Source organism: Dactylosporangium sp. NPDC000555, from assembly GCF_040300025.1.
Taxonomy (GTDB): domain Bacteria; phylum Actinomycetota; class Actinomycetes; order Mycobacteriales; family Micromonosporaceae; genus Dactylosporangium.
On the sequence record NZ_JBEPDB010000004.1, the window covers coordinates 157,450 to 182,096 of the forward strand.

The window sequence follows — 24,647 nt, forward strand, 5'->3', positions numbered from 1 at the left end:
GGCGGTGGGGCAGGATTGAACGTATGCGGATCGTGGTGCTGGCTGGTGGGATCGGCGGCGCGCGCTTCCTCCTGGGGGTGCGTGCGGTAGGCCGGGAGTTGGGCGCTGACGTCACGGCGGTGGTCAACGTCGGCGACGATGTGACGCTACACGGGCTGCGCATCTGCCCCGATCTCGACAGCGTCATGTACACGCTCGGCGGCGGGTCCGATCCGGAGCGTGGCTGGGGCCGGGCCGGCGAGAGCTGGGTGGTCAAGGAAGAGCTGGCCGCGTACGGTGCGGAGCCGACCTGGTTCGGCCTGGGCGACAAGGACATCGCCACGCACCTGGTGCGCACCCGGATGCTGGAGGCCGGGTATCCGCTCTCCGCGGTGACCCAGGCGCTCTGCGATCGCTGGAAGCCCGGCATCCGCATGCTGCCGGCCAGTGACGACCGCGTCGAGACGCACGCGGTGGTCGAGCTGGACGGCGCGACCCGGGCGATCCACTTCCAGGAGTGGTGGATCCGCCACCGCGCCGAGCTGCCGACCCAGCGCTTCGTCTTCGTGGGGGCGGACACGGCCAAGCCGGCCGCGGGGGTGCTGGACGCCATTTCCGAGGCGGATGTCGTACTCCTGGCGCCGAGCAACCCGGTCGTGTCCATCGCCCCGGTCCTCGCCGTCGCGGCACTGCGCGACGCGGTGGCGACCGGCCGCGCCCCCGTCGTCGGTGTCTCCCCGATCATCGGCAGCACGCCCGTGCGCGGCATGGCCGACAAGTGCCTCGCGGTGATGGGCGTGGAGTGCAGCCCGGCCGGCGTCGGCGGGCTGCTCGGCGCGCGGGCCGATGGAGGCGTGCTCGACGCGTGGCTCGTCGACGAGACCGACGCCGGCGTGGAGGTGCCTGGGCTGACCGTGCGCGCCGTACCGCTGTGGATGACCGATGAGGCCGCGACCGCCACGATGGTCCGCGAGGCGCTCGCCACGGTCGGCGTCGCATGACGGCCGATCGCGCACACGTGGCCGGCCGGCTGGAGATCCTGCCGGTCACCGGCATCGGCGACGTTCGGCCCGGCGACGACCTGGCGGCGCTCATCACGACCGCCTCCCCCTGGCTCGCCGACGGCGACGTGCTCGTCGTGACCAGCAAGATCGTGAGCAAGTCCGAGGGACAGCTGGTCGAGATCCCGCTCGACGAGCCGGCCCGGGAGGCCGCCCGCGAGGCCGCGCTGCGCGCCGAGACGGCCCGCGTGGTCGCCCGGCGCGGCGCGACCCGGATCGTGCAGACCCACCACGGCTTCGTGCTCGCCGCGGCCGGCATCGACGCCTCCAACGTCGACCCCACCCACCTCGTACTGCTGCCCAAGGACCCGGACGCCTCGGCCCGCTGGCTGCGCGACGAGCTGCGGGAGCGCTTCGGCCTCGACGTCGCGGTGGTCATCACCGACACCATGGGCCGGCCGTGGCGGCTGGGCCTCACCGATGTCGCGATCGGCGCCGCCGGTGTCGGCGCGCTGGCCGACTACCGGGGCCTGCGCGACGCGTACGGCAACGAGCTGCAGCTGACGCAGATGGCCGTGGTCGACGAGCTCGCCGCGGCCGCGGACCTGGTGAAGGGCAAGGTCACCCAGGTGCCGGTCGCGGTGGTCCGCGGGCTGGCGCACTCCCCCGGCGCCGGGCACGGCCGCGGCGCCGCCGAGCTGGTCCGGGGTGCCGACGCCGACCTGTTCTCGCTCGGCACCGCCGAGGCGGTCGCCCGGGGCCTGCGGGCCGCCGGCGATCTGCCCGACGCCGAGCGCTTCGCCCCATCCGACGGCGTCGTCCAACTCCCCGATCTGCCGTTCCCGACAACACGGAGCGTGACAGTTCCGGAGAACACCGTGGCGGCCGTGTTGGTGTGGGCGCCCGCCGGCGACGTGCGCGCCGCCGTCGAGGCCGGCCGCCGCGTCGAGCGTCTTCGGGCCGTTCTCGCAGCCGACGGGCTTGCGACCGCCTGGCTGGAGATCGACGATCCGGGCCGTCTCACCGGGGAGATCCCGGAGGGCGGTGTGCCCCTCGGTGTGCTCGCGATCGGGCGCGGTAGCCTACCGTCACTATGACGCTGCATGAGGACGCACTCGCGGTACTGTCGGCATGGGCGGCCCCATCGGCGGAGGCCGAGGCCACCCGCCAGCGGTTCCTGGATTTCGTGAGACCGGACCCGTCCACCGTCTGGCGCGAGCACACCGGGGGGCACGTGACGGCGAGCGCGCTGGTCGTGGACGCTTCCGCCGAGCGCGTGCTGCTCTGCCTGCACGGCCGGATCAAGCGCTGGGTCCAGATGGGCGGCCACTGCGAGCCGGCCGACACGACGATGGCGGGCGCGGCCCTGCGCGAGGCGACCGAGGAGTCCGGCATCGTCGGCCTGCGCATCAGCGAGGCCCCGATCGGGCTGGACGTGCACCACGTGTACTGCTCGGGCGGGCCGTCGCTGCACTACGACGTCCGGTATGCGGCGATCGCCCCGCCGGGCGCCGTCGAGATGGTCAGCGCGGAGTCGAGCGCGCTGGGGTGGTTCGCACCGGACGCACTGCCCGACCCGCTCGCCGACGCGACGGACGTGCTGGTGGCGCCGGCGCTGGCCTGGGCCAAGCGCGCCTGACCGAACACCTGACCCGGCGCGCCTCACCACGGCGCCACGCGAGGCGGGACGGCGACTACAGCAGCTCGATGGAGCCGCGCTCCTTCAGGGAGTCGACCAGCTTCTTGACGTCCTGGGCGCGGGCACGCGGGCAGATCAGCAGCGCGTCCGGCGTGTCGACGATGATGAGGTTGCTGACGCCCACCGCGGCGACCAGGCGGCCCGAGTGCGGCACCACGACCACGCGCTCCGCGTCCTGCATGAGGACCGTGGGCTTCCGCGGCAGGGCCGGGTCGGGCTCGGCGTCGACGCCGAGGTCGACGACCACGTTGCCGGCGGTGTCGGTCTCCAGCAGTTCGCCCAGCGTGTGGAAGTCGCCGACGTCGTTCCAGCCGAAATCGCCCGGGACGGTGCCAACCAGGCCGGCGCGGCCCGCGCCCTCCATGACGCCGAAGTCTACGGAGATCTTGGTGAGGCCCGGCCACAGCTCGGCCAGGACCTCCTCGCGGTCGCGCGTATCCCAGGCCTCGGCGATGCGGCGCAGGCCGTCGTGGAGGGTCGGCTGCTGGCGGGCGAGCTCGTCCAGGAAGACGTCGACGCGCCAGACGAACATGCCGGCGTTCCACAGATACTCGCCGGAGTCGACGTAACGCTGCGCCACCTCCAGTGCCGGCTTCTCGGCGAACTCGGCGACCTTGCACACGTCGCTGGTGCTTGTGGGCTCGCCGACGTGGAGGTAGCCGTATCCGGTCTCGGGGTGGGTCGGCGTGATGCCGATGGTCATCAGAAGGCCGTCCTCGGCGCCCTGGATAGCCCGGTTGAGCGTGTCCGTGAACGCCGGGACGTCGCGGACCAGCTGGTCGGCGGCGAACGCGCCCATGATGGCGCCCGGGTCGCGCCGGGCGATCACCGCGGCGGCGAGCCCGATCGCCGCGCACGAGTCGCGCGGGGTCGGTTCGACGAGGATGTTCCCCTCCGGCAGACCCGGCAGCTGCCGGGCGACGGCGGCCGCGTGCGCCACTCCGGTGACCACGAACGTGGACTCGGGCGTCGCCAGGCCGTCCAGCCGCCCGTATGTCGCCTGGAGCAGCGACAGCGGGGTGCCGGTGAGGGCATGGAGAAACTTCGGATGGCCGGCTCGCGACAGCGGCCAGAGCCGCGTGCCGCTGCCACCTGCAGGAATCACCGCGTAGAACACGGCCACATCATGCCCAGCAGAGGGCGCCCTTCCACAACTCGGACCTGTCGTAACCATTACCAGAATCGCCTATTCCGGTCTCGAAAGGTGACGTTCGGGGTCACCCGGGCTAATACCCACGCGGTCCGGCGGCTCTGGCCCACGCGGCGAGGTGAACCTCGGCGCTGGACTCCCACGTGAACTCCTTGGCGCGCGCGGCACCGGCCTTCGCCAAAGCGTTACGTCGCTCCGTGTCGTCGAGCAGCGCCGCAAGGTCGCGGGCGATCTCGTCGGGGCTCGGTCCGGTGTAGGACACGGCGTCGCCGCCGACCTCGGGCAGGGACAGCCGGGGCGTGGTGAGCACGGGCGCACCGCAGGCCATGGCCTCCAGGATCGGCAGGCCGAAGCCCTCGCCGTAGGACGGATAGGCCGCCACGATCGCGCCGCCCAGGAAGCCGGGCAGGTCGGCGTAGCGCAGATAACCCGGCCGCAGCAGGCGGAGGTGGTCCGGCACCTCGGCGATCGCGCCGTCGATCTCGTCGTCGTGCCCCTGCCCGCCGGCCACCACCAGGGCGGGCGGGTCCTCCCGGTCGCGCACGGCGGAGATCCAGCCGCGGATCAGGCTGGGCACGTTCTTCCGGGGCTCCTTGGCGCCGAGGAAGGCGACGTATTCCGTCGTGCCGAGCCCCAGCCGCGCCCGCACCCGGGCCTTCTCGTCCTCGCTGGGCGCGTGGAACGCCTCCGGCTCCACCCCGTGGTATGCCACGTCGATGCGCGTCGGATCGGCGTCGAGCAGGCGGATCAGCTCGTCGCGCGTCGCCTTGCTGGGCACGATGACCCGGCTCGCGCGGCGCAGCGACGTCTTGATCGCGGAGCGGAAGAAGGTGCGGCGGGACTTGTCGTAGTGCTCCGGCTCGGTGAAGAAGGTCGCGTCGTGGACGGTCACGGTCACCGGGCAGCCGGCGCGCAACGGGCAGGTGTAGAACGGCGAGTGCAGCACCTGCGCGCCGACCTGCTGGGCGAGCATCGGCAGGCCGGTCTGCTCCCAGGCGAGGCGGGCCGGGCGGTGCGCCGCCGCGGCCGGGGCGGACATGATGCGCGCGTTGGGCAGGAGCCGGCCGTAACGCTCGGCATCCGTGCGTTGACAGACGACGGCGAGATCGGCGTCGAGCGCGCCCAGTGCTCCCAGCAGACCGTCGACATAGCGCCCCACACCGCCTCGGTCGGCTGGGACACTCGTGGCGTCAACAAGCACGCGTGGCGGACGGCCGGGGGTCACTTGGCGACTCCTTCTGGACTCGATGCGACGGGTCTCGGCAAGCCTACGCCCGATCCCCCGGTGATCGATGTCCACGACGCGACTAGCGACGTGAGTTCCACCCAGGATTCAGCCTGAATCAACTCACGTGTTGGGTTCATCGCATCAGTAGCGGGGGCAGACGGCGGGTTCCGTCGTGGCGTCGCCCTTGTAGCCGGCGGGAACGGCGATCGCGCCGGGCTCGCCGAACTGCCACTCGCGGATCGCACGGATCGCCCACGGGCCGGTGGACGGGCGCCAGATCGCGGGCCCGGCCGTCCCCGTCCCGCCGGTGAGGCCGCCGGCGAGCAGCCTGCCGCGCCGGTATCGTCGCGTTGCCACACCCAGCTCGCTCACCCATATCGCTAAGAACCCGGGTGAGATGCTACTGAAGGGATTTTTTAGACATATGGGGAATACAGTTCCTTCACTCTTCGCGGCGGTCGTCGGTAAGGACCCGTCACTTCCGTTCCTGACGTTCTACGACGACGCGACGGGCGAGCGGACCGAGCTGTCGGGCGCGACGCTGGCCAACTGGGTGTCGAAGACGGCGAACCTGCTCGTCGACGGGTGCGGCCTCGGCCCCGGCGACGTGGCCGCGGTGCGCCTGCCCGCGCACTGGCAGACGGCGGCGATCCTGCTGGGCGCCTGGACGGCCGGGCTGAGCGTCGCATACGGCGAGCCGACCGCCGCCGGCGCCGACGTCGAGTTCGCGTCGCTGGCCGTCGCCGAACGAGATGCCGAGATCGGCGCGGCGGGCAATGCTTCGGGGGTGGCCGACCGGTACGTGCTCGGCCTGGCCCCGATGGGCCTGCCGATGCGCGGCAGCGTGCCGACCGGCTGGGCGGACTACGTGGCCGAGGTGCGGCAGTTCGGCGACCACTACCCGGGGCCGGTCGGCGGCGAGGGCACCGGCGAGCTCATCGAGCGGGCGCGTGCGCTGGCGCTGCCGGGCGGGCGGCTGCTCGTCGACGCGGACACTCACCCCGACCCGGTGCAGTGGCTGGTCGGCCCGCTCGCGGCCGGCGCGAGCATCGTGCTGAGCGTCAACAGCGACCCGGAGAAGCTGGCCGCCCGCGCCGCCGCCGAGCAGGCCGTGCCGATCTGAGCCGGCGGGCCGTCAGCCGCGGCCGGCGCGGATCTCGGCGAAGTAGCGCAGCGACTCGGGGTTGACCAGGGCGCCCTTGGCCGCCGCCCGTTCGACCGGCGTGCCGGTGAGGATCCGCTTCACGGGCACCTCGAGCTTCTTGCCCGACAGCGTCCGCGGTACGGCGTCGACCTGGAAGACCTGGTCCGGAACGTGCCGCGGGGAGAGCGCGGTGCGCAGCTCCCGCGCGATGCGCGCGCGCAGGGCGTCGTCGAGGGACTCGCCGGTGCGCAGCACCACGAACAGCAGCAGCTCGCCGGCGCCGCCCTGCGGGTCTTCGAGGTGCACCACCACGGAGTCCACGACCTCGTCGAGGCTCTCGACGACGGAGTAGAACTCGCTCGTGCCCAGCCGCACGCCGCCGCGGTTGAGGGTGGCGTCGGAGCGGCCGGTGATCACGCAGGCGCCGCCATCGTCGATGGTGATCCAGTCGCCGTGCCGCCACACGCCCGGGTATGTACCGAAGTACGCCTCGGCGTAGCGTGAGCCGTCCTCGTCGCCCCAGAAGCCGACGGGCATGCTGGGCATCGGCGCCGTGATCACCAGCTCGCCGAGCTCGCCGAAGACCGGGCTGCCGTCCGCCGCGTACGCCTCGACCCGGGCGCCGAGCGCCCGGCAGGCGATCTCACCGGACCGCACGGGCAGCAGCGGCACGCCGCCGACAAAGGCGGTGCACACGTCGGTACCGCCCGAGGCCGACGCCAGCAGCACGTCCGCGGAGACCGCCTCGTAGACCCACTCGAAGCCCTCCGGCGGCAGCGGCGCCCCGGTCGATCCGACGCCGCGCAGCCGGCTCAGGTCGGCGATGTCCTTCGGCACCAGGCCGGCCTTGCGGCAGGACAGCAGGAACGGCGCGGACGTGCCGAAGTACGTGCTGCCGGTCTCCTGCGTGACCCGCCAGAGCCAGCCCAGGTCGGGATGGGCGGGGTTGCCGTCGACGAGCACGATCGCCGCGCCCACCGCCGGGCCGGAAACCAGGTAGTTCCACATCATCCAGCCCGTGGTGGTGAACCAGAGGAACCGGTCGCCGGGGCCGAGGTCATGGTGCAGGGCGAGCATCTTGACGTGCTCGAGCAGGATGCCGCCGTGGCCGTGCACGATCGGCTTCGGCAGGCCGGTCGTGCCGGAGGAGTAGAGCACGTACAGCGGGTGCTCGAACGGCACCGCCTCGAACGCCAGCGGCTCGTCCGTCTCCGCGGTCAGCGCCGCCCAGTCCGTGCCCTCATGGCCCTCGTGCAGGTATCCGATCCGCACGACGTGCTCCAGCGACGGCAGCTCCGCGCGGATCTCCTCGACCTCGGCGGCGCGGTCGACGACCTTGTCGCCGTAGCGATACCCGTCAACGGCGACCAGCACCTTCGGCTCGATCTGCAGCCAGCGGTCCACCACCGAGCGGGTGCCGAACTCGGGCGCGCAGCTGGAGAAGATCGCCCCGAGGCTGGCCGTCGCGAGCAGCAGGACGAACGTCTCGGGGATGTTCGGCGCGTAGGCGGCGACCCGGTCGCCCGGCCCCACTCCGAGCCGGCGCAGCCCGGCCCGCGCCCGGCGGACCTGCTCGCGCAGCTCGGCGGCGGTCAGCGTGACCGGGCCGCGGGTCTGCGACCGGGCGAGCACGATCGGCTCGTCGTCGGCGACGCCGGGCATGCGCAGCACGTTCTCGGCGTAGTTCAGCCGCGCGCCGGGGAACCACTTCGCGCCCGGCATGCTCGCGTCGGCGAGGACGCCGGCCGGCTCCACTTGGGCGACGATCTCGAAGTGGTCCCAGATCGCCCGCCAGAACTCCGCGGGGCGGTCCACCGACCACTGCCACAGCGCCGCGTAGTCCTCGAACTTCTCGCCGCGCTCGGTCTCCAGCCAACGCAGGAACGCCCCGATCCGGGTGCGTTCGAGCACGTCCGCCGGGGGTCGCCAGAGCACCTTCACCATTGAACCATCTTGCGGTACGCCAGAACGATCGCTCAGTATGGGCCGCACCCACCCGGCCCCTCGCCCCGGTGTGTCGTGCCCACGTACCGCGTGTTCGCGCTAGGTGACTGAACGGTGGCGCTGGATCGCGTCGCGGCGGGCAAGGCGGTGCTCGCGTCGGATTTCCGCCTCGCGCCAACGCCCCTCGTCCTGCGGCGAGTCCGGCACGACGGCGGGCAGGGGGCGGGGCTTGCCCTCGGCGTCGACGGCGACGAACACGAGGTACGCGGTGGCGACCACGACCGGCGCGGACTCGCTCACCTCGTCCCACCGCTCCGCCTCCACCCGCACCCCGACCTCCATCGAGGTGGTGCCGGTCCAGTTGACCTGCGCGAACGCGTGCACAAGGTCGCCCACCCGCAGCGGCTCGACGAACACGATCTCGTCGATCGAGGCGGTCACCGCGATCCCGCCGCTGTGCCGCGCCGCGGCCGCGCCGGCCACGTCATCGACGAATTTCATGATCACACCGCCGTGTACCGTGCCGTACAGGTTCACGTCGACGGCGGTCATGATCCGGCTCAGCGTGACCCGCGAGTAACTGGTGGGACGGCTGGTCGGTCGGCCAGTGTGCTCGGTCATGCCAAAGACGGTACGGTGCGACTCATGCGACACGTCGGAAGCCTGATCGCGGGGATGTTGATCGCTCCCCTCGCGTGGCTGCTGATCGCCATCGGGCAACAGAAATCCGCGGAAACCGTGGGCAAGTGGGTCGAGCTCGGCGCTTTCGACTCCGTCGACCTGCTCCTGCCCGCCGCGTACCTGCTCGGCGCCGGCCTGATCATCGGCCTCATCGCCACCCTGCGTATCTCCCCCGCCGGCCCGATCGTCGCCGGCCTGGCGCTGCTCGCCACATACGTCAGCCTCTTCATCGATCCGCTCTCGGCGCTCAACAGCCTGAAGAAGGGTTCGGCGATCCCCGGCCTGACGGTCGACCTCACCCTGCCGATCACCAACGGCACCACGGCGGTGCTGGGCCTGGCCCTGCTCGTCGCCGCCGCGAGCGTGAAGCGCTGGCGCGCCTGGCCGGCGGCGGTTGCGCTCGGGCCGGTCGGCGCGGACGCGCCCTCGGACATCCACGAGTACCCGCTGGGCCAGGGGCCGGGCGCCGCCGCGCCGGTGGCCGCCCGGCCGCCGTACGGCGGGCCGCCCGTGTTCCCGGCGGCGACCACCTCGGTCCTGCCCGCCGCGGGCGGTTTCGGGGCGGCGGGCGGGATCCCGGCGCCCGCCAGCGACGAAACGCAGCGTGTCCCGGCGCAGGGCACGCCGCCGGTGTCCGGCGGCGCCCCCGCCCGCTACCCGGCCTTCGCGCCGACGGTCGCGTCAGGCCCGCCCGCTCCGGTCGTGTCCGGTCCGCCCCTTCTCGCGGGTCCGCCCCTTGTCTCCGGTCCGCCCGTCGTGTCGGGGCCGCCTGCTCCGGTGGTCTCCGCGCCGCCCGCTCCCGTGGTGTCCGCGCCGCCCGCACCCCTGGCCGCGCCGCCCGCACCCGCGGTCACGCAGCCCGCGCCGGCGGGTGGGCAGCCCAGTTCGCCTCCCGGGCCGTTTCCGCCCGCGCCGGCCGGGGTGGCTCCGCAGGCCGTTCCGCCGGGCCGGTTCGATTCCGCGGCCTCCGCACCGCCGCCGCTCCCTCCCATCACCCCGCCTCCGGCTGCCCCGCCTCCGGCTGCCCCGCCTGCGGTTGCCGCGCCGCCCGGTGCCGCACCTTCCGGCATCGGTGGGCCGGCGGCTCCGCCGTTGCGAGCCGCCGGGCGGCCCGGTGATCCGGCCTGGCTGACGCCCGAGTACGCGCCACAGCCGCTGGCCGGCGGGACGGTGCCACCCGGGGCGGCCGGGCCGGCTGGGGCCACTCCGTGGAGCGGGACGCCGGCCGGGGCCAGGCCCGGGTTCGCCGGTTCCGGGACGAGTGAGCTTCCCATCCGGCCGCCGACCGTGCCGGTGTCGCCGCCTCCGCCGTACGGGGGCGGGCAGCCAGCCACCTCACCCGCGCCCGAGGGTGCCATCGCGTACAGCAGGGGTGCCAGTACACCGCCGGCGACCGGGGACGGGGCCACCGAGCCGTTCGGAGTCACGCAGCCGACGACCGGAGGCGCCGCCGCGACGCCGCCCGTCTCCACCCCGCCTGTTTCCGCCCCGCCGGTCACGGCACCGCCTGCATCCGCTCGCCCGGCCCCCGTTTCGCCGGCCTCGGCGCCGCCCGGGCCTCCCGAGTTGGGGCCGTCGGGGTCCTGGCCGGTCGTTCCCGCGCCGGGTGGCACCGGGAGCTCGGCGGACGAGGACGCCACCCGGCCGCTGCATACGGGCGGGCCCGCGGCGGCGACGCCGAGCGGGCTGCCGTCCCGGGCCGCCCGTGGGCCGGTCGCCGGGGAACACTCCATCCTGGATGGGCCGTCGTTCGACGGGTTCGCGGTGCCGTCGCGGCCCGGGCGCGATACGGAGACCGAGGCGTTCCACCCCGGGCATCAGTCTCCGGTGCCCTCGCGGCCGCGGCACGCGGCGCCGGGCGAGACCGGGGAGGACCCGGCGGCGTCCGTGGAGGGCCAGGAAAGCGATCAGGACAAGGCCGGGCCGCGGGGACGGTTCCAGCCGATGGCGCCCCTCGAGCCGGTCGTCCCGCCCAACGAGGCGCCCGCCGGGGACGTGGACACGGCCGAGCCGACGACGACGGTCCTGACGACCCCGCCGGCTACCGGCTTCGGGCCCGCCACGAGCGCGCCGAAGGACGACGTGGGTGAGGCGACCACGTGGTTCCGGCCGCCCTCGGAGCCGGTCGAGGACGCCGAGGCGACCGCGAACTTCGGGTTCGGGGGCGGCGCGGCCGAGCAGACGGAGCGGCGGGCCGGGGCGCCGTCCGAGCTCGAACGGCTGGCCGGGGAGCGCGCCGCCAGGGAGGCCGTCGCGCGAAAGCCTGGCGTCGAGGATGGCTCCGCGGACGGCGACGCCACCGAGGTGGTCGACACCCGGCCGCGCCGCGACACTCCACCCACCTCGCCGTGGGCGCAGCCGCCGCGCGATCGGGGCTGACCGCCGCAAGCCCGCTGTGAGCCGGCCCCGTCGCCCCCTCGGGCGGCGGGGCCGCATCGTCGTTCGGCACCGCACGACCCGACGCCGGCGGGGGCCGCGGATCGAGCCGCCGCCACTTTAAGGTTCCCGACCCTTACATTTAATAGTGTTAACTGATAGCGTCCCTGCTCATCGATCCATCGATGGGCAGGAGGTCCCGTGAGATCTCGTCGTCGCACATTTTCCCTGGTAGCCGGCGCGGCTGCGGCCGCCGTGGCGGCGCTGGTCCTCGCGCCGACGCTCCAGGCGCAGGCCGTCACCAGCGTGGCCCAGGCCGCCTGTTCGGCGCCGAACTGGGCCGAGGGCAACACGTACACGGTCGGCACGCAGGTGACCTACAGCGGTCGCACGTACCAGGCCCTGGTGACCCACACCGCCTATGTGGGTGCCAACTGGAACCCGGCATCGACGCCGTCGCTGTGGAAGGACCTCGGCGCGTGTACCGGTGGCGGTAGCTCACCGTCCCCCTCGCCGAGCAAGTCGCCGTCCAGCTCGCCGTCGCCGTCGGCCTCCCCGAGCAAGTCGCCGTCCAGCTCCCCCTCGCAGTCGCCGTCGACCTCGACGCCACCGACCGGCGGCACCTGCGGCGTGAAGTCGCGGCCGGCCGGCAAGGTGCTGCAGGGCTACTGGGAGAACTGGGATGGCGCGTCCAACGGCGTGCACCCGGGTCTCGGCTGGATCCCGATCACCGACGCGCGGATGGCGCAACACGGATACAACGTGATCAACCTGGCCTTCCCGGTCATCCGCTCCGACGGCACGGTGCTGTGGGAGAACGGCATGGACGCGGGCGTGAAGGTGCCGACCCCGGCGGAGATGTGCCAGGCCAAGGCAAACGGCATGACGCTGCTGATGTCGATCGGCGGCGCCGCGGCCGGCATCGATCTGAGCTCGTCGGCGGTCGCGGACCGGTTCGTCGCGACGATCGTGCCGATCCTGAAGGCCAACAACTTCGACGGCATCGACATCGACATCGAGACCGGGCTGTCCGGTAGCGGCAGCATCAACACGCTGTCGACGTCGCAGGCCAACCTGATCCGCATCATCGACGGCGTGCTGGCCCAGATGCCGTCGAACTTCGGCCTCACCATGGCGCCGGAGACGGCGTACGTGACCGGCGGCAGCGTCACCTACGGCTCGATCTGGGGCTCATACCTGCCGATCATCAAGAAGTACATCGACAACGGCCGCCTGTGGTGGCTCAACATGCAGTACTACAACGGCAGCATGTACGGCTGCTCCGGCGACTCGTACTCGGCCGGCACGGTCCAGGGCTTCACGGTCCAGACCAACTGCCTCAACTCCGGCCTGACGATCCAGGGCACCACGATCCGGGTGCCGTACGACAAGCAGGTCCCCGGCCTGCCCGCGCAGCCGGGTGCCGGCGGCGGCTACATGACCCCGGCGCTGGTTTCGCAGGCCTACAACAGCCAGCTCAAGGGCCTGATGGACTGGTCGATCAACTGGGACGGCTCGAAGGGCTGGTCCTTCGGCGACAACGTGAAGAGGCTGCAGGGGCGCTGATCCCGGCGTCAGGACGAGATTGCCGGGTGTTCGCCCGGGTGTGACCAGGAGGGGGCTGGGCGATTCGCCCAGCCCCCTCCGCGCGGGCGCAAGGTCTTGACGGACCGTCCGCGTCACCGCATGCCGCGATACACGCCGCGCAGGCGATCGAGGCGCTGCCGCTGCTCGTAGGTGGCGCCGAGGCTGATCAGCAGCACCCCGGTGCCGGTGAACAGCAGCAGCAGCATCCACAGTGGCAGGCCGATGCGGAACAGCTCGTTGACGGTGGCGATCACCGTCACCGCCGCGCCCACCGTGACCGGGGCCTTCTGCTGGCGTACCGCGCCGATGGCCACGGTGATGACGCCGGCGAGGATGAGCAGCACCCGCCGCAGCTCCGTGGAGTCCGGCTGGGCCACGGCGATCATGAGGCTCGGCGCGAAACCGGCGACCAGCGCCGGGCCGTAGGCGAGCCAGCTGCCCAGCTCCGGCCGGTTGCGGATCTCGATCAGGCCGGTGATCAGGGCGAGCACGGCGAACGGCAGCGTGTACGCCTCCGGCAGCGCGACCCGGACGGTGATCAGCAGCAGCCAGATCGCCAGCAGCTCGGCGACCGAGGCTGCGATGATCAGGATCGTGCGGTGCCGGGGGCTACGGCCCTTGCGCGCCGCGGACAGGCCGAGCACGGCGCCGACCGCGGTGAGCGCGGCCGCGGTGTGCGCCGGCGAACCGAGCGTGAGCAGGACCGCGATGACGGCGCCCGAATAGCCGGCGGCCTCGATCGTGAGCGCCTCGCGGTTGATGGTGTCGTTCGGGCGCAGGCGGGGCAGCGCCGCACCCAGCACGAGCAGCGCGGTGGCGACGATGAGCAGCGGGAACGCGCACTGCTTGATCCCCAGCCCGGCGGCGAGGCCGACCGCGATCGCGAAGCCCTGGGCGGTCGAGGCGGCCACGTGCCAGCCGAGCATCCGCCCGTTCGTGGTCCGGCCCCAGATGCCGCCGATCGCGCCGACCACGACCGAGCCGGCGAGCCAGCTGAGGGTCTGCGAGCGGGTGGCGAGGCTGCCCGCGCCGCCGGCACCGGCGGCCAGCACGGCGATCGCGAACACCAGCCGGCGGGCGTGGATCATCAGCCGGCCGTCGGGGTTGTCCGCGATCGGCGGCACGGTGAGCGCCAGGCCGAGGCCGGCGATGGTAGCGACCAGCAGGGCGAGGGTCGGCTGCACCGGCCAGGTCGCGTGCAGCGCCGCGGGGGCGATGAGCAGCGTCAGCGCGGCGCCGGGCACGACGATCGCCACGGCCCGGTTGGCCACCGCCTGCCCGCTCCCGCCCAGCCCGACGGCCATCAGCGCGCCCGCGACGGTGAGCAGGAAGGCGCCCAGCACGTGAGTGCTGTTGCCGGCGTACTGACCGAGCGGGCCGAGGTCCGCGGCGGTCTCCGGGGTGCCGGTCCAGGGCTGTTCGATCCAGCGGTACGGCCCGGCGAGCGCGGCGAGCAGTGCGGGCGCGAGGAAGACCACGACGATCGCGGCCGGGATACCGGCCGCCGCGGCGACGCCGAGGGCGAAGTTGCGCGGGATGCGGGACTGCTCCCAGCGGGTGACCGGGCGGCGGGTGCGATCGGGGCGGAACCCGCGGGCCAGCTCGGGCTCGGCGGGGGTGTGCCAGTTGGCGCGCAGCAGCTCGGCGAGGACCCCGAGCAGCGCGGCCGCGGCGGCGTAGACGACGGCGCCCTCGCGCTGGACGATGAGTGCCGCGATCGCGGTCGTGGTGGCGGCGACGGCCACGCCGGCGCTGACGTACGGCAGGTAACCGGGCGCCTGCTGCGCCCCGGCCGCCGCGGCCGCGAGCCCGACGGCGGCGGTGGCCAGCGCCGCGATGAGGATCGTGCTGGCCCGGCCCGGGTGGATGCCGCTGACCACCGCCGCGGCCGCGCCGGTGAACGCGAACAGCGCGCCGGCCAGGCCCATGCCGCCAACGACGCCGAGCGGGCCGCCGTCGGGGTCGCCGCCGTCCTGGACGGGCCGTCCCCGCGAAGCGTCGACGAGCCGGCCTTGGCGCAGCCGGGCGACGTTGTGGGCCAGGCCGGCGACGAACACGCCGCTGACGCCGAGCGCGGCCAGGGTGCCGGCGGTGGCGCCCGGGCGGACCAGGCCGGCTCCGGCCGCGAACGCGCCGGCCACGAGCGCCGAGCCGAGCCTGGTGTAGGCGCCGCGCCAGCTGCGCGCGAAGCTCGCCCACACGGCGACGCCGGTCGCGGCGGCCCAGCCGATGACCATCGGGGCCTGCCAGCCGAGCCCCAGCCCGACGGGCGCGCCGAGCGTGGCGAGCACGATGGCGGCCGAGGCGGTGTCGTCGCCGTACGGCTGCGGCAGCCCGATCGCGGCCGCGCCGGCGAGCAGCAGCAGGGCGATCGGCACCTGCCAGCCGTACTGCACCAGGTCGTGCGCGGTGGCGGCCCAGTGCGCGTCGAGCGGGGCGTGCCAGGCCGGGCCCGCGGCGCGGATCACCCCGATTGCGCCGACCACCGACAGTGCACCGGCGTAGAGGCCGGTGCCCAAGCCGACCATGGCGGCGCCGGCGACCGGGCCGCGGCGCCACTCCTCGGGCAGCGTCCGAGCGGCGACCGCGACGATGAAGACCAGCAGCGCGAGCGTGACCACCTCGATGCCGGAAGCGGCAAGCGACACGGCGCGGGCGACGGCGCCGATGGCGGCGATCGTCACGGCCGCCGCGGCCGCGTCCGCACCGGAGAAGTCGATGCCGAAGGTCCGCCGGTCGTCCATGCGCGGCGCGGCCCACAGCATGACGGCGGCGATCACCATGAGCAGGCCGATGACCAGGTCGACGGTGGTGGCGCCGCGCGCGACCACGGTGGCGACGCCGACCGCGACCGTGCCGGCGGTGGCACCGGCCAGCAGCGGCCGGCTCGGCTCGCTGCGGGCGACCTGGGTGAGCGCGGCGACGCCGAGGCTCACGGCGAGCGCGAGGAAGCTCAGCACCAGTACCACGGTGGCGCCGCCCGGCAGATCCCCGAAGACGATCGCGGCGGCGGCCGCGGCCGCGCCGGGCAGCGCGAACAACGCGCCGCCGGCGGCGGCGTCGCTGACCCGCCGTGTGGCGGCCATCCGGTTGCCGTCGACCTGGTGTGGGCTCGGCAGCAGCGCGATGGCGGCGCCTGCGACGGCGATCGCGGTGAGGGTGATCGCGGTGGCGGCGGGCCGGGTCAGGCTGGCCGCGGCCGCGTACAGACCCAGGACCAGCGCGGCGCCGAGGCAGACCCAGGCGGTGTGCGCGGCCCGGACCCACAGGGCGAGGGCGCCGGCCGCGATGGCGGCGCTGACCGCCAGCGCCGGGATCGCGAGCCAGCTCAGGCCGAGCGCGGCGGGCGCGACGAGCAGGGTCAGTGCGGCGCCGACGACGCCGACGTCGGCGCGCAGCTCGCCGATGGGCACGGACGCGCCCCGGCCGGGTCGCAGCGGCAGGGCCGCGGGCTCGCTGCGGCCGGTGAGCATGAGTGCGCAGGCGCCGGTCAGCAGCACGACGGCGATGACGTACTGCCAGCCGTCCCGCCCGACCGCCTCGTGCACGCGGCCCGTGTACTGGCTCAGATCGGCGTTCCAGACCGGCCACGCGGCGCGCAGCGGCGCGACGATGCCGGGGAACGCCCGGACCAGGACCAGTAGCACGGCGCCGGCAGCGGACACGGACACGGCGTAGCGCGGGCCGCGCCGGGCGTCGGCGGGCAGAAACGGCACCAAGGCGGCGGCGACGGTCACCGCGAGGGCGAGGAACAGCGGCGTCGAGCCGGGCAGCCAGACCGCGCCGATGCGGGCGATGGCGACGACGACCGCGCCGGCGGCGATGCCGGCGGCGATGTCGGGCAGTGCGCCACGCCGCCACGCCAGCGAGCCGCCGACGCCGAGGGCCGCGGCGACGAGCATGGCCACGGCGGCCTGCATCGTCGCGACGCGCTCGGCGGTGCTGGCCAGCCCGACCGCGGCCGACAGCAGGGCGAGCGCGGAGGCGAGGGCGAACAGGCCCCAGGCGAGATCCCGCATGAGCCCGTCGACGATGCGGTTGGTGCGGCCGGTGTGGGCCGGCTGGTCCTCGGCCGCGGCGTTCTCGTGGTGGGCGTCGATGCGCCGCTGCACGGACCGCTTGAGCACGACGGCGAAGCCGAGGTCGATGATCGCCACACCGGACAGGGCGATGGACCAGCCGGTCGGGCCGTGGATCGCGTCCAGGACGAGCAGCGGCAGCACCGGCTGCAGGGCCAGCAGCGTCGCGTATCGGGAGGCGATGAGGTGGCTCTGCATGCTGTACACGGCGGCGATGCCCGCCGTGGCCAGGCACACGATGCCCAGGTAGGTGCTGAACTCGGGGCGATCGGCGCCGAGCAGCTTCTCGGAGCGCACCACGTAGCCGTCGAGCAGCACCAGCAGCAGGGCGACCGAGGCGACGGTCTCGGCGGTGGCGCTCAGCCCGCGCCGCACGAGCACCAGCGGCAGGGCCAGCGCGATGGCGGTGATGGCGGCCAGCGACACGATCCGGCCGAACGTGCCGACGGTGCCGAACGCGTCGACGGTGAGCACGATCGCTGCCCCGGCCAGCAGCAGGCCGCCCAGCGCCAGCACGGACGCCTGCATGCTGCTCTGTGTGGCCTCGGGCTGGTCGGCTCCGGGCGCCCCGCCGCCGTCGCGCGGCGGGCGGCGCATCTGCGGCAGCTGGGCCGGGCGCCGCTCGGGGGCGATGACCGGATGCGAAGGGACGCCCCCTGGCGCGCCCGTTTCATGATCACTCTCGATCGCGTGGGGTGCCCTCGGGGAGTACTGCTGCTCGATCGTGGGGTTAGTCTGCGTGACCGTCGCGGGCGGCGGCGTCTCCCGGGCGCGGCCCCGATGCGGCCGCTTGGTCTTCGCCGCTTGCTCGGCGTCCATCGCCGCCCGGACCTTGCGCCGCAGGTTGTCGCGCTGGGCGGTGGTGTGCGCCAGCTGCTTGCGCAGGACCAGGGTGTTGTCGGTGAGGTCGCGCTTCTTCTGTTCCAGCGCCGCTACCGTGCGCTGGAACATGGCGAGCGCCGCTGCGTCCGGGTCGTGCGGCCGGCCGCAGTCACGGCACCCGGTAGCCGCGGTGGCCGACCCACCGCACGCCGGGCACGGATACGTCTCCACGCCACTCCTCCCCGGTGCTGGGCGGCCGGGGTACCGCGGTGCGGCGCTCCGGACCGTTCACGCCCTACTGGGAAGAATGCCTTGTTTCGCGGGGCTACGAAAGCGAAGCGCCCGTTCGGGAGTTTCTCTATGAAACGGCCGGGCGCCCCATGCCGCGATACTCCCACCCGGCGGCGACCCAGACTGCCTGGTCGAGGCAGTTCCGGCCGTCGATGACCTTCTTCGCCGCGACGAGCGGGGCCAGCCCGGTGGGATCGGCGTTGCGGAACTCCTCCCACTCCGTGAGCACGCAGAGCAGGTCGGCGCCGGTGACGGCGTCGGTGAGGGTCTTGGCGTAGACGACGTCGGCGACGTCGGAGCGGGCGTTGTCCATTCCCTCCGGGTCGTAGACGGTGACCTCGGCGCCGGAACGGGACAGCTTGCGCACGACCGAGAGGGCCGGCGAGTCGCGCACGTCGTCGGAGTTGGGCTTGAACGTGGCGCCCAGCACGGTGATGCGGGTGCCGGCGAGGTCGGGGCCGGCCGGGCCGTAGCCCCGGGCGAGCAGCTCGGCGGAGAGCTGGACGATCTTCTGCCGGCGGCGCTGGTTGATCAGGTCGACCTCGTGCAGGAACCGCAGCGCCTCGCCGACGCCGAGCTCCTGGGCGCGGGCCTGGAACGCGCGGATGTCCTTGGGCAGGCAGCCGCCGCCGAAGCCGACGCCGGCGCGCAGGAACTTGTTGCCGATGCGAGCGTCGTAGCCGATCGAGCGGGCCAGCTGGGTCACGTCGGCGCCGGCCGCCTCGCAGACCTCGGCCATCGCGTTGATGAACGAGATCTTGGTGGCCAGGAACGCGTTGGCGGCGACCTTGACCAGCTCCGCGGTGGCGAAGTCGGTGACCACCACCGGGACCTCGCGGTCCTCGGTCAGCGCCAGGTCGAACACGCCCTTGTGAGCGGAATACAGCATCCCGGTCGCCCAGTCGGACTTGACGCCGAAGATGATGCGGTTGGGCCGCAGCACGTCCTCGACGGCCACGCCCTCCTGCAGGAACTCGGGGCTCCAGGCCACCTCGACTCCCAGGTCGGCCGGGGCGTGCCGGTCGACAAGCTGCTCGATCCACTCGGCGGTGCCGACCGGGACGGTCGACTTGCCGACGATGAGCGCCTTGCGGGTCAGGTGCGGCGCCAGGTTGGTGACCGCGCTCTCCACATGCGACAGGTCGGCGGCCATGCCGTCGGGGCGCTGCGGGGTGCCGACGCAGATGAAGTGGATGTCGCCGAACTCCGCAACCTCCTCGAAGGAGGTGCTGAAGCGCAGCCGGCCGGCCGAGAGGTTCTTGCGCAGCAACTCGTCGAGCCCCGGCTCGTGGAAGGGCACGTCGCCGCCGGCGAGCTTGGCGATCTTCCCCTCGTCGATGTCGAAGCCCAAGACCTCGTACCCGAGCTCCGCGAAGCAGATCGCATAGGTCGCGCCAAGATAACCGGTGCCCAGGAAGGTCAGCCGGGGCCTCGGCGAGCCGGAAGGCGCGGCAACGACGGGTGGGGTGCTCGGGTACGCGATGGTCACGCCTTGTCTCCGCTCGATCGAGGTCCGCTGGGCCTTCCCCTGGTGGGCTCGGGCCGACGTCGCCACGGCGAGGATAGTCCCTCAGCCGCGACCGCGCCTCCAGCCGTTTCATTACTCGTCGGTATGCTCACACTCGCGAACCGCTGAACGGCGGTTCAGTACCGCCGCGAAAAGGGGGTTGCCGTGTTCGACGTCTACCAGTTGCCCGAGGAGCACGTCGCGATTCGTGAAGCGGTCCGCGCCGTGTGTGACGGCAAGGTCGCGCCCAACGCAGCCGCCGCCGACGAGACCGGCGAGTTCCCCCAAGCCTCCTACGACGCGCTGCGCGCATCCGACTTCCACGCGCCGCACATCCCCGTCGAGTACGGCGGGGCCGGCGCCGACGCGCTCGCCACCGCGATCGTCATCGAGGAGGTCGCCCGGGCCTGCGCGTCCTCCTCGCTCATCCCCGCGGTCAACAAGCTCGGCACGATGCCGCTGCTGCTGGCCGCCTCCGAGGAGCTCAAGCGCCATTACCTCCCGCCGGTGGCCAGCGGTGAGGCGATGTTCTCGTACTGCCTGTCCGAGCCCGAGGCCGGCAGCGACGCGATCAGCATGAAGACCCGTGCCGAGCGCGACGGCGACGTCTGGGTGCTCAACGGCGTCAAGCGCTGGATCACCAACGCCGGCATCAGCGAGTACTACACCGTCTTCGCCGTCACCGACCCGGCCGCACGCTCCCGCGGCATCTCCGCGTTCGTGGTCGAGAAGTCCGACCCGGGCGTCAGCTTCGGCGCGCCGGAGAAGAAGCTCGGCATCAAGGGCAGCCCCACCCGCGAGGTGTACCTCGACAACGTGCGCATCCCCGCGGACCGCGTCATCGGCGAGCCCGGCACCGGCTTCGCCACGGCGATGCGCACCCTGGATCACACCCGGGTGACAATCGCCGCCCAAGCCCTGGGCATCGCGCAGGGCGCGCTCGACTTCGCGGTGGGTTACGTGCAGGAGCGCAAGCAGTTCGGCAAGGCCATCGCCGACTTCCAGGGCATCCAGTTCATGCTGGCCGACATGGGCATGAAGCTCGAAGCGGCCCGCCAGCTCACGTACGCCGCCGCGGCGAAGTCCGAGCGGGGCGACGCGGACCTGACGTACTTCGGCGCCGCCGCGAAGTGCTTCGCCTCGGACGCGGCGATGTCGATCACGACGGACGCGGTCCAGCTGCTGGGCGGCTACGGCTACACGAAGGACTTCCCACTGGAGCGCATGATGCGCGACGCGAAGATCACCCAGATCTACGAGGGCACGAATCAAGTGCAGCGGGTCGTCATGGCAAGGCAGCTGCTCAAGGGCTAGTTCTGGTTCGTTCCTGCAGGTAGAAGCCTTGATCACATCCGAGTTGATCTTTCGATCGCTTTCGGTCGCTTGGACCTCGTTTTGAACGTCATGCTGGGGAAATGCTGGGGAAATCGATCGATTAGTTGGAGTTTATCTATAGGTACAGGTGCCGTGAGCATCGCCCCGACGTGGCCGAGGAGCCACACGGCGAGGCGCATCGATGATCGAGATCTGCCGATATCTGGGTCACCGTTCCCGTGACGCTGCGTGTTTCGGGTTGACCGGCGGGGACGGATTGCCGCCGGTCGACAAGCCACAGAGCCGGGACACCAACGGAGCCGCTCGGTTCGCCGCGGACCCGCAGACTCGACCAACAGCCGGGGCTCATAACCCAGAGGTCGCAGGTTCAAATCCTTTCCCTGCTACAACGTAAGTGCAGGTCAGGCGCCCGGTTCCAGATTTTGGAGCCGGGCTTTTGATCTCCGGCGGGACCACGGGGCTCCCGCGGGCGTGGCCCACACGTGATCGGTTGCTCGCTGGTTTATAACCCGTAGGTTCAGGGTTCGAGTCCCTGGCGGCCCACCGTGTCTCCGACCTGGGAGTACTTGGGTGGGCGGCGCTGATTGGCCCGGGCGATCTTGTCCGGGTTCACGATTGGGCGTTCTGTGTGGCATGTCGTCGAGGCAGCTCACCTCAACCAGGAGGGGTCGCCAAGGCTGAGGCCGCTGTGGCCAGTTCATCGAGTTCGGCTTCCAGGGGCGACAGTACCGAGTGACCGCCGTCTGCATCGCTAGGTAGCCCACACCTCCCTTTCCGCTGCGCTGAGCGAAAAGATCTTTGCAACCGCCACGACGCGTCAGGCGTGTCGACGGTGCCCGCTCAACAAGGGGCGGCGAGAGGGAGGGAAGGACAGTGTGACCGCGACGATGACACGCAGCAACGCAGTGCCGAACGTCGACGTCCGACATGACTTCGACGAGTTCTACACGGCGGCGTTCCCCGTCCTGCGATCGCAGCTCTTCGCATATCTCGGCGACCGCGCCGAGGCGCAGGACGTGGTGCAGGAGGCGTTCTGCCGGGCGTTCAGCAAATGGAAGGCCATCAGCACCTACCAGGACCCCTTCGCGTGGGTCAGGCGGGTCGCCTGGAACGTGGCCACCAGCCGCTTTCGCCGGCGCCGAACCGCGCTGAACTTCCTGCGCAACCAGCGCGAGGAGCACGCCGAGGGACCGTCACCGGATCGGATCGTCCTGGTGGCGGCGCTGGCGAAGATCCCGCCGCAGCTGCGCAAGGCGGTGGTACTGCACTACATCGGCGAGTTGTCGGTCGCCGAGATCGCGGCGCAGGAGGACGTTGCGGAGGGAACGGTCAAGAGCTGGCTGAGCCGGGGCCGCGCGGCCCTCGGCGAGCAGCTGGCGGAGCGTAAGGGAGGCAGGAGCAATGTCTGAGTTCGACGCCCTGATCAACGACACCCTCGAGGACTTCCGCGCCGCGGAGGCCGCTGTTCCCAGTGTCACGCCTGGCACAGCCGCCGTCCGGGCCACCGTCAAGCACCGCCGCACGGTACGGCTCACCACGCTCAGCGTGCTGGGCGCGTTGCTGATCGCTGCTCCCATCGCGGCGTTTGCGTCCGATCCGCACGGCAACAACCCGCCGCCTACCCCGGCCGATTCGGTCACGCCGAGCCCGGTCGAGTCGGTCACGCCGAGCCCGGTCGAGTCGGTCACGCCGCCGTCCAGTCCGTCTGCCGGGGCGTCGGCGTCCGCGCCGCCTGACGGCGTGATCACGCTGGAACAGTTGGGCGCCGTCAAGGTGGACTTCCCGGCCTTCGCGAGCGGTCAGTGCGCGACCAAGCGGGTCACGCTGGCGACCAGCCGGCCGAAGGGCGAGACCAGGGCATGGGTGGCGAAGGTCGTCCACACCAACCTCGACGACGACTCGGCCCTCGAGACGGCCGCGCTGGTGCTGTGCCAGCCCGGGGAGGCGCCGGCGAGCCAGGTCGTCGTCTTCGACCGGGACGCGGCCGGCAACGTCGTCACGCTCGGCCAGGTCGTCGCCGAGGACTCACGGGCCAACGTCCGCGACATCAGCGCGCGGACTGGCGGCGGCATCGTCGCCGACGTCTCCGACAGCATTGCCTGCTGCGGGACGTCCCCCAGTTCCGAGCGGCACCAGCAGCGCGAGTTCGGCTGGGACGGCAGGAAGTTCAGGCAGCTCGCCGGCCCGTCCGTGTTCGGCGACCCGGGCCGTGCGACCGACCTGCAGGTCACCGTCACCGACGTGGTCCTCGGCCCGGTCACTGACGGCAAGCGCACCGGCACCGCGAAGGTCACGGTGAAGAACAACGGCCCGAATCCGTCCGGCCGCTTCTACGTCAGCCTGGAGAACTGCTCGTTCGCCTGTTCCGGCGGGAGCGCGGCCATTCCGGCCTGGGTCTTCGGCACCGACCAGGCGCCCCACGCCCCGCTGGCCGCCGGTGACCAGCTCAGCATGACGATTACCGTCACCGTGGACGCCTCCTTCACGGAGGGCACGGTCGAGGCGTCGGTGTCGGCGGTCGGGCTCAACGACATGAAGGGCGTCAACGACCCGAAGGTGGACAACAACCGCACCACGTTCCGGATCCGGACGAGCTGAACCCAACCACCAGAAGGAAGGGGCCTGGTTTCCACCGGGCCCCTCGTTGGTGGCCGCGCGGGCGGCGCTTGATCGCACCCTTTGGAACGTCCTGACATCGGCACGAGCGCGCACCGGCTGCCCGAAGATTCCGATTACGCAACGTCACTGTGGATGAGCACACCGATCGGTGACCTTCTCCGTCAGCGTCCGGAGATACTGGCCGCCGTGGAGCATTTGGCTCCCGTGCTCGCTGCCCATTACCGGAAGCCCGCGGCAGTCGCAGACGGCGACAGCCTGTCGGTTGGGCCGACCAGCCCGCCGGCCACCCCCAGTTCCTGGCTGGAATGCGTTGCCACGCTCGTGACCAACCACGCATACCGCGATGTTGTCGACCATGAGCTGTGGCGGTCGTGGCCACCGGCGGTCGACAACGACAACGACATCGCCGCCGCTCTCGAGCAACTCGATGACAAGGCCGCAACACGGGCATGGAGCCTGGTAGGCGCCTTTATCGATTCAGATCAATACCTACGCCCGGCCATCAAGACAGCCCATGAGTTCCTCACCAACGCCCTCACTCACGACCACTTCAGTCCAGGTGACCTCGCCGGCATCGTGGCACTGACGGAGATAGCCCTGCGGGCCAGTCCGGACGCCAGGACATACGCGCGACTGCTTGAGGACCTGGCCGCCGAAACGACGCGATGGGTCGGACCTGACCGCGTCACCGTTGTGCTTGACCTCGCCGACGTCCTCGTCAGCGCACCATGCCCTGATGAGGACGCCAGACTGCGGCTCGCGTACCAACTCCTGCGGCCACTGTCTGACCATACCAAGCGGCTCGACGCGGACCAACTGGCCTTCGCCGCGCGGTTGACCACAGAACTGGGCGCCACACTCAACTGGCCCCAGGAGGACACTGGCGCCACTCCGAACGCCCTACCGGACATCCCGGCCCAAGAGTTGCTGCTGTACTCCCTCGACGAAAGGTCCTCGACCGGGTGCGTGCGGAACTCCGGCTGCAAGCGCCGCAGGTCAGCGTTACCGTGAGCCACGACAGCGTCGGCAGCCAGCAGCTTAAGCAGTGGAGCCGAAAGGCCGATGCCATCGTCATGGCTACCCGGTGCGCCACTCACGCCGCTACTGGATCTGCGTGAACCCGACCTGCCGACAGCGTTCCTCGACGGACCAGACCGTGAACTACGGTTGCTGGTCGACCACCGTGAAGACCTCGTAGCTGAACG

16 protein-coding genes and 1 pseudogene are annotated in these 24,647 nt (G+C 72.3%); 10 read left to right on the plus strand and 7 right to left on the minus strand.

The window, feature by feature from the left end; genetic code table 11:
- Nucleotides 1-23 precede the first annotated feature (23 nt).
- Genes cofD through ABT297_RS05320 form a run of 3 tightly spaced genes read left to right on the plus strand, consistent with a single transcriptional unit; the run spans nt 24 to nt 2,619 of the window.
- A complete protein-coding gene (gene cofD, locus ABT297_RS05310; protein ID WP_350544948.1) occupies nt 24-980 on the plus strand; it encodes a 2-phospho-L-lactate transferase in 957 nt (318 codons plus the stop codon).
- Complete coding sequence (locus ABT297_RS05315) at nt 977-2,077, plus strand: coenzyme F420-0:L-glutamate ligase (protein ID WP_350544949.1); 1,101 nt, start codon at nt 977-979, stop codon at nt 2,075-2,077. The genes cofD and ABT297_RS05315 overlap by 4 nt, the downstream gene beginning before the upstream one ends.
- Nucleotides 2,074-2,619: an NUDIX hydrolase gene (locus ABT297_RS05320; RefSeq protein ID WP_350544951.1), complete on the plus strand. Its 546-nt coding sequence runs from the start codon at nt 2,074-2,076 to the stop codon at nt 2,617-2,619. The genes ABT297_RS05315 and ABT297_RS05320 overlap by 4 nt, the downstream gene beginning before the upstream one ends.
- A gap of 55 nt (nt 2,620-2,674) precedes the next feature.
- Here the strand turns inward: ABT297_RS05320 and ABT297_RS05325 are convergent, their stop codons facing one another.
- The 3 genes from ABT297_RS05325 to ABT297_RS05335 all read right to left on the minus strand — a co-directional run bounded on the left by ABT297_RS05325 (nt 2,675) and on the right by ABT297_RS05335 (nt 5,414).
- Complete coding sequence (locus tag ABT297_RS05325; protein ID WP_350544952.1) at nt 2,675-3,796, minus strand: mannose-1-phosphate guanylyltransferase; 1,122 nt, start codon at nt 3,794-3,796, stop codon at nt 2,675-2,677.
- Between the two features lie 109 nt (nt 3,797-3,905).
- Nucleotides 3,906-5,054 (minus strand): glycosyltransferase family 4 protein, encoded by a 1,149-nt coding sequence (locus ABT297_RS05330; RefSeq protein ID WP_350544954.1) that lies wholly within the window; start codon nt 5,052-5,054, stop codon nt 3,906-3,908.
- 144 nt (nt 5,055-5,198) lie between these two features.
- Nucleotides 5,199-5,414: a hypothetical protein gene (locus ABT297_RS05335; RefSeq protein ID WP_350544955.1), complete on the minus strand. Its 216-nt coding sequence runs from the start codon at nt 5,412-5,414 to the stop codon at nt 5,199-5,201.
- Between the two features lie 67 nt (nt 5,415-5,481).
- On the opposite strand from ABT297_RS05335, the gene ABT297_RS05340 reads away from it, so the two are divergent.
- Entirely contained in the window at nt 5,482-6,180 is a 699-nt protein-coding gene (locus tag ABT297_RS05340; RefSeq protein WP_350544957.1) for a TIGR03089 family protein, read from the plus strand.
- 12 nt (nt 6,181-6,192) lie between these two features.
- On the opposite strand, the gene ABT297_RS05345 is transcribed toward ABT297_RS05340, so the two are convergent.
- Both ABT297_RS05345 and ABT297_RS05350 read right to left on the minus strand, forming a co-directional pair.
- Nucleotides 6,193-8,145, minus strand: coding sequence for an acetoacetate--CoA ligase (locus tag ABT297_RS05345; RefSeq protein ID WP_350544959.1), 1,953 nt, complete (start codon nt 8,143-8,145; stop codon nt 6,193-6,195).
- 99 nt (nt 8,146-8,244) lie between these two features.
- Nucleotides 8,245-8,766 (minus strand): acyl-CoA thioesterase, encoded by a 522-nt coding sequence (locus ABT297_RS05350; protein WP_350544961.1) that lies wholly within the window; start codon nt 8,764-8,766, stop codon nt 8,245-8,247.
- 24 nt (nt 8,767-8,790) lie between these two features.
- On the opposite strand from ABT297_RS05350, the gene ABT297_RS05355 reads away from it, so the two are divergent.
- Both ABT297_RS05355 and ABT297_RS05360 read left to right on the plus strand, forming a co-directional pair.
- On the plus strand, nt 8,791-11,205 hold the full coding sequence (locus tag ABT297_RS05355; protein WP_350544962.1) for a hypothetical protein: 2,415 nt from the start codon (nt 8,791-8,793) through the stop codon (nt 11,203-11,205).
- A 198-nt stretch (nt 11,206-11,403) separates the two neighbouring features.
- Nucleotides 11,404-12,768, plus strand: a complete 1,365-nt coding sequence (locus ABT297_RS05360) for a carbohydrate-binding protein (protein ID WP_502885494.1) — start codon at nt 11,404-11,406, stop codon at nt 12,766-12,768.
- A 113-nt stretch (nt 12,769-12,881) separates the two neighbouring features.
- On the opposite strand, the gene ABT297_RS05365 is transcribed toward ABT297_RS05360, so the two are convergent.
- Nucleotides 12,882-17,921 (minus strand): SCO7613 C-terminal domain-containing membrane protein, encoded by a 5,040-nt coding sequence (locus ABT297_RS05365; RefSeq protein ID WP_350544964.1) that lies wholly within the window; start codon nt 17,919-17,921, stop codon nt 12,882-12,884.
- 127 nt (nt 17,922-18,048) lie between these two features.
- Nucleotides 18,049-19,470, minus strand: coding sequence for a UDP-glucose dehydrogenase family protein (locus ABT297_RS05370; RefSeq protein ID WP_350544965.1), 1,422 nt, complete (start codon nt 19,468-19,470; stop codon nt 18,049-18,051).
- A gap of 183 nt (nt 19,471-19,653) precedes the next feature.
- Here ABT297_RS05370 and ABT297_RS05375 point away from each other — a divergent pair, with 183 nt between their 5' ends.
- The 4 genes and pseudogenes from ABT297_RS05375 to ABT297_RS05390 all read left to right on the plus strand — a co-directional run bounded on the left by ABT297_RS05375 (nt 19,654) and on the right by ABT297_RS05390 (nt 24,560).
- Nucleotides 19,654-20,802, plus strand: a complete 1,149-nt coding sequence (locus tag ABT297_RS05375) for an acyl-CoA dehydrogenase family protein (RefSeq protein ID WP_350544967.1) — start codon at nt 19,654-19,656, stop codon at nt 20,800-20,802.
- Nucleotides 20,803-21,710: 908 nt separating this feature from the next.
- Nucleotides 21,711-22,232 (plus strand): SigE family RNA polymerase sigma factor, encoded by a 522-nt coding sequence (locus ABT297_RS05380; protein WP_350544968.1) that lies wholly within the window; start codon nt 21,711-21,713, stop codon nt 22,230-22,232.
- On the plus strand, nt 22,225-23,421 hold the full coding sequence (locus tag ABT297_RS05385) for a hypothetical protein (protein ID WP_350544970.1): 1,197 nt from the start codon (nt 22,225-22,227) through the stop codon (nt 23,419-23,421). The genes ABT297_RS05380 and ABT297_RS05385 overlap by 8 nt, the downstream gene beginning before the upstream one ends.
- Nucleotides 23,422-23,574: 153 nt before the next feature.
- Nucleotides 23,575-24,560, plus strand: a pseudogene (locus ABT297_RS05390) (hypothetical protein).
- Nucleotides 24,561-24,647 lie beyond the last annotated feature (87 nt).

What these genes read in the sequence shown, in the direction of transcription:
- cofD (WP_350544948.1), top strand. Translation starts at nt 24, where the DNA reads ATGCGGATCGTGGTGCTGGCTGGTGGGATCGGCGGCGCGCGCTTCCTC.
- ABT297_RS05315 (WP_350544949.1), top strand. Translation starts at nt 977, where the DNA reads ATGACGGCCGATCGCGCACACGTGGCCGGCCGGCTGGAGATCCTGCCG.
- ABT297_RS05320 (WP_350544951.1), top strand. Translation starts at nt 2,074, where the DNA reads ATGACGCTGCATGAGGACGCACTCGCGGTACTGTCGGCATGGGCGGCC.
- ABT297_RS05340 (WP_350544957.1), top strand. Translation starts at nt 5,482, where the DNA reads ATGGGGAATACAGTTCCTTCACTCTTCGCGGCGGTCGTCGGTAAGGAC.
- ABT297_RS05345 (WP_350544959.1), bottom strand. Translation starts at nt 8,145, where the DNA reads ATGGTGAAGGTGCTCTGGCGACCCCCGGCGGACGTGCTCGAACGCACC.
- ABT297_RS05350 (WP_350544961.1), bottom strand. Translation starts at nt 8,766, where the DNA reads ATGACCGAGCACACTGGCCGACCGACCAGCCGTCCCACCAGTTACTCG.
- ABT297_RS05355 (WP_350544962.1), top strand. Translation starts at nt 8,791, where the DNA reads ATGCGACACGTCGGAAGCCTGATCGCGGGGATGTTGATCGCTCCCCTC.
- ABT297_RS05380 (WP_350544968.1), top strand. Translation starts at nt 21,711, where the DNA reads ATGACACGCAGCAACGCAGTGCCGAACGTCGACGTCCGACATGACTTC.
- ABT297_RS05385 (WP_350544970.1), top strand. Translation starts at nt 22,225, where the DNA reads ATGTCTGAGTTCGACGCCCTGATCAACGACACCCTCGAGGACTTCCGC.